At 70.0% G+C, this 2562-nt stretch carries 2 protein-coding genes; one reads left to right on the top strand and one right to left on the bottom strand.

Going from position 1 to position 2562, the window contains the following annotated elements; translation table 11 throughout:
* Positions 1-31 precede the first annotated feature (31 nt).
* Positions 32-1012: a GTPase Era gene (gene era / locus AOK01_RS38555; protein WP_213862212.1), complete on the bottom strand. Its 981-nt coding sequence runs from the start codon at positions 1010-1012 to the stop codon at positions 32-34.
* Positions 1013-1250: 238 nt separating this feature from the next.
* Between era and AOK01_RS42205 the strand changes: the two genes are divergently transcribed.
* Positions 1251-1589, top strand: a complete 339-nt coding sequence (locus AOK01_RS42205) for a P-II family nitrogen regulator (protein WP_079104089.1) — start codon at positions 1251-1253, stop codon at positions 1587-1589.
* Positions 1590-2562: the final 973 nt, after the last annotated feature.

Raw genomic sequence — 2562 nt, 5'->3', positions numbered from 1 at the left:
GGGAAGGGGCGGGGCTGGGGACGGAAAAGTCTTAAAAGCCCAGCTTGCGCAACTGTCGAGGGTCACGCTGCCAGTCCTTCGCCACCTTCACATGAAGGTCCAGAAACACCGGCGTACCCAGCAACGCCTCGATCTGCTTCCGCGACTTGATCCCGACTTCCTTCAGCCGCTTCCCCTTGGGCCCGATGATGATGCCCTTCTGGCTGGGCCGCTCGATGTAGACGAAGGCGTGGATGTCGAGGAGTGGCTTGTCCGCGGGCCGGTCCTCGCGCGGCAGCATCTCCTCGACGACGACGGCGATGGAGTGCGGCAGCTCGTCCCGCACCCCCTCAAGGGCGGCCTCGCGGATCAGCTCCGCGACCATCACCTGCTCGGGCTCGTCCGTGAGGTCGCCCTCGGGGTAGAGCGCCGGGCCCTCCGGCAGCAGCGGCACGAGCAGGTCGGCCAGCAGGTCCACCTGCTTGTCGGCGACCGCCGACACGGGCACGATCTCGGCCCACTCGAAGCCGAGCTCCTTGCCGAGCTGGTCGATGGCGATGAGCTGCTCGGCGAGCGTCTTGCTGTCCACGAGGTCGGTCTTCGTGACGATCGCGATCTTCGGCGTCCGCTTGATGGACGCCAGTTCCTTCGCGATGAAGCGGTCACCGGGACCGAGCTTCTCGTTCGCGGGAAGGCAGAAACCGATCACGTCGACCTCGGCCCACGTGGCGCGTACGACGTCGTTGAGCCGCTCGCCGAGGAGCGTGCGCGGCTTGTGCAGCCCGGGAGTGTCCACCAGGATCAACTGGGCGTCGGCCCGGTGCACGATGCCGCGGACCGTGTGCCGCGTGGTCTGCGGCTGGTTCGCGGTGATCGCCACCTTCTGGCCGACCAGAGCATTCGTGAGGGTGGACTTGCCCGCGTTGGGGCGGCCCACGAAGCAGGCGAAGCCGGCGCGGTGGGGTGCCCCCGAGGATGATTCCGGGGATTCCGGCGGCTCGGGTGACTGGGTACGAACGCTCATGGCGCCCATTGTCCCTGATCGTCGGGGCCTCGCCGTACCAGGATTCCACGCCCCGCCACGAATCGGGCGCCGACTCCGCCCCGGGGGACCCCCGGCGGACCCCCGGCGGACCCCACGAGGCCCATGAGCGGACCGGCCAGGACCTTACGGTGCCTGCCGCGACGGCCTACGATCACGGGGTCCTGGGGCATGACACCGCCCCGGTCCACTCCCCCTTCCCCACTGTGCAGAAGGCCAGGCCCCCGGCATGAAGCTCATCACCGCGATCGTCAAGCCGCACCGCCTCGACGAGGTCAAGACCACCCTTCAGGAGATCGGGGTGCACGGGCTGACCGTCACGGAGGCCAGCGGATACGGGCGTCAGCGCGGCCACACGGAGGTGTACCGCGGTGCCGAGTACCGCGTCGACCTCGTACCGAAGGTCCGTATCGAGGTCGTCGTCGAGGACGCGGACGCCGAGCCCGTCATCGAGGCGATCGTGAAGACCGCGCGGACGGGGAAGATCGGCGACGGGAAGGTGTGGGCCGTACCGGTGGAGACGGTGGTTCGGGTACGGACCGGTGAGCGCGGCCCCGACGCGCTCTGACCCTGATCCTGATCACCACCGCCGCTGCCGCGACACCCGCTGCCAGCAGCACCACCGCGACCAGCCACGGCAGGGCGAGGAACGACGTGCTCGCCGACTCGCGGGTGTCGAGCGCGCTGGCCGTCAACGTCACGTCGCCCCAGTCGAGTTGGGGTGCGCCGCGCCAGGGTTCGCTGAGCCGCACCCGCTGCCCGGGGAGCAGCTCCGAGGGGATCTTGACCAGGTCGCGGGAGAGCAGCGTACGGCCGAAGAGCCCTTCGGCTCTCAGCCGCACCTTGGGGTTCAGGGTGACGTTGCCGGTGTTGTGGAGGGTGTACGAGACGGTGGCCGTACTGTCGCCGGTGCCGGGGACCAGGGGCTGGTGGTGGCTGACACGGACCTTCTCGACGGCGAGGGCCGGTACGGCGGGCCCGCCCACCCGCAGGTAGATCCGGGCGCCGACGGTCCGCCGCACACCGACCTCGACCGCTCCCCGCCCCGCGTCGATCCGCTCGTCCAGGGCGACCAGCGCGCCCGGATGATCTCCTGGTTCGGCCGTCTCGGGCACCCGGAGCGTGAACGGCACGGTGACCCTGCCGTACGCGGGCACGGTCACCCGGTCCTTGGCGGGCTTCGCCCAGGCACCCACGCCCCGCTGCTTCTCCTGCCATGTGCGCACCGCGAACCCGCCGTCCCGCGCGGTGTTGTACGCGTCGGCCGCGTAGAGCCGGAACGTCAGCGACTGCCCGGTCTTGTTGGCGACGGTGACCTCGTCCTCGATGGTCGTGCCCGGGTCGGCGGAGAGGTGGAAGTACGGCCGCGAGGCGAGTTCCGACGCGACGGGGAAGACGGACCAGCTGCCGTTGTCGGCGGCGTGCGCGGGGGCCCCGGTCAGGCCGAGGAACAACCACGGGAAGAGAAGAAAGAGGGACAGGGACAGGGGGAGGAGATGGCACAGTTTGCGCATGGGTGCGGACCCCCGATGGAGGGAGGG

Origin of the sequence: Streptomyces aurantiacus, from assembly GCF_001418335.1 — a bacterium.
Taxonomy (GTDB): domain Bacteria; phylum Actinomycetota; class Actinomycetes; order Streptomycetales; family Streptomycetaceae; genus Streptomyces; species Streptomyces aurantiacus.
Note: the sequence above shows the minus strand (reverse complement) of the source record. Positions and strands in the feature narration are given on the sequence as shown.

Bases quoted from the DNA above. Each gene is read 5' to 3' on its own strand.
- era (WP_213862212.1), bottom strand. From the start codon at position 1,012: ATGGGCGCCATGAGCGTTCGTACCCAGTCACCCGAGCCGCCGGAATCC.
- AOK01_RS42205 (WP_079104089.1), top strand. From the start codon at position 1,251: ATGAAGCTCATCACCGCGATCGTCAAGCCGCACCGCCTCGACGAGGTC.